Here is a 1553-nt window from a genome sequence, read left to right on the forward strand (position 1 = left end):
AGAAATAGCACATCCATTTAAACAACAACTTGCACCAGCGGGAATGGGTGGTATAAAATTTGCTGAAACAACTACTTTGAGAAACATGGGTCAAAACATGAAACGTGCTGTTACACCACAAAATCACATGACACATGGTCCGAAAGATAGTATGGTGAGAAGTGAAGGTAAACATAGTGTAAGTAGCCATGAAATAAATTCATCAAAATATGTTGAATCACCAAACTACACCAAGGTTGAATTCGGAGAACACTATGCAAGACTTAGACCTAAGAAACTAAAAGCAAATATAGAATATACAACACCAACTGGTCACATATATCGGACCGATCATAAAGGGCGCATAAAAGAAGTTTATGTAGACAATCTTTCTCTAAAAGATGGCGGTCGTAATAACCATGCACAAAGAACTGTGGGGGGAGAGGATAGATTACCAGACGATGATGGAGGTCATTTAATCGCTAGAATGTTTGGTGGGTCAAAAGACATAGATAACCTTGTGGCACAAAGTAAATTTATCAACCGTTCATTTAAGGAAAATGGACAATGGTATAAGTTGGAAAAACTATGGGAAAAAGCAATCAAGTCTGGGAAGTCAATAGAAAATGTTAAAGTTGAAGTTAAATATAAAGGTAATAGTCAAAGGCCAACCGAATTTTCAGTTAGATATAATATTAATGGTGAGCAGTTTTTAAAAAATATAATTAATAAATAGGAGGATTGACATGACTTTCGAAGAAAAACTAAGTCAAATGTATAACGAGATTGCGAATAAGATTAGCAGTATGATACCGGTAGAATGGGAAAAGGTATATGCAATGGCATATATAGATGATGAAGGAGGCGAAGTGTTCTACTATTACACAGAACCTGGAAGTAATGAATTATACTATTATACTAGTGTATTAAATAAATATGATATATCGGAATCAGAATTTATGGATTCAGCGTATGAGTTGTACAAACAATTTCAAAAGTTAAGAAATATATTTAAAAAAGAAGGACATGAACCATGGACATCATGCGAATTTGATTTTACAAATGAAGGTAAATTAAAAGTTTCATTTGATTATATTGATTGGATAAATACAGAGTTTGATCAATTGGGCCGTCAAAATTATTATATGTACAAAAAATTTGGGGTTATACCAGAAATGGAATATGAAATGGAGGAGGTTAAACAAATCGAGCAATATATTAAAGAGCAAGAAGAAGAATAGACAATCTTAATTTGAGACTAAACAATAAAGCTTTGTTTAGTCTTTTTTGGCGGTTAAGTAAAAAGCAATAGAGACCGTAAAGTTGATGCTCATCAAATAATAATATAAAGATAATTTTAGGTTTTTAAACTTTTAATCGAAAAGAATCTAAGTATATATAGCTTTAAATACGTAATATGCTATTTAAAAGATAATGTATAGGAGATAGATATGACTACTAAAGAAAATATTGATACTCTTCGAAAGCCAGGTGCACAAGCCTTAAGTTTAATATCATTGTTTTTGATACTTTTTTCATGTCTAACTTTCTTTTTTGGTTTAGATTATGAAAGG

General features: G+C 31.6%; 3 protein-coding genes. All 3 read left to right on the plus strand.

Features of this window, described 5'->3' with window-relative positions:
- The coding region (locus IDG60_RS13570) for a DNA/RNA non-specific endonuclease (protein WP_206160792.1) at positions 1-715 on the plus strand (715 nt) is incomplete at its 5' end.
- Positions 716-725: 10 nt separating this feature from the next.
- Complete coding sequence (locus IDG60_RS13575) at positions 726-1220, plus strand: TIGR01741 family protein (protein WP_000142122.1); 495 nt, start codon at positions 726-728, stop codon at positions 1218-1220.
- A gap of 210 nt (positions 1221-1430) precedes the next feature.
- Positions 1431-1553, plus strand: a 123-nt coding sequence (locus tag IDG60_RS13580) for a DUF5079 family protein (protein WP_206160793.1), incomplete at its 3' end; no start/stop codon positions are given.

It is taken from the genome of Staphylococcus sp. EG-SA-2, from assembly GCF_017152085.1.

Excerpts from the sequence above, each read along its gene's own strand:
- IDG60_RS13575 (WP_000142122.1), top strand. The coding sequence starts at position 726 with ATGACTTTCGAAGAAAAACTAAGTCAAATGTATAACGAGATTGCGAAT.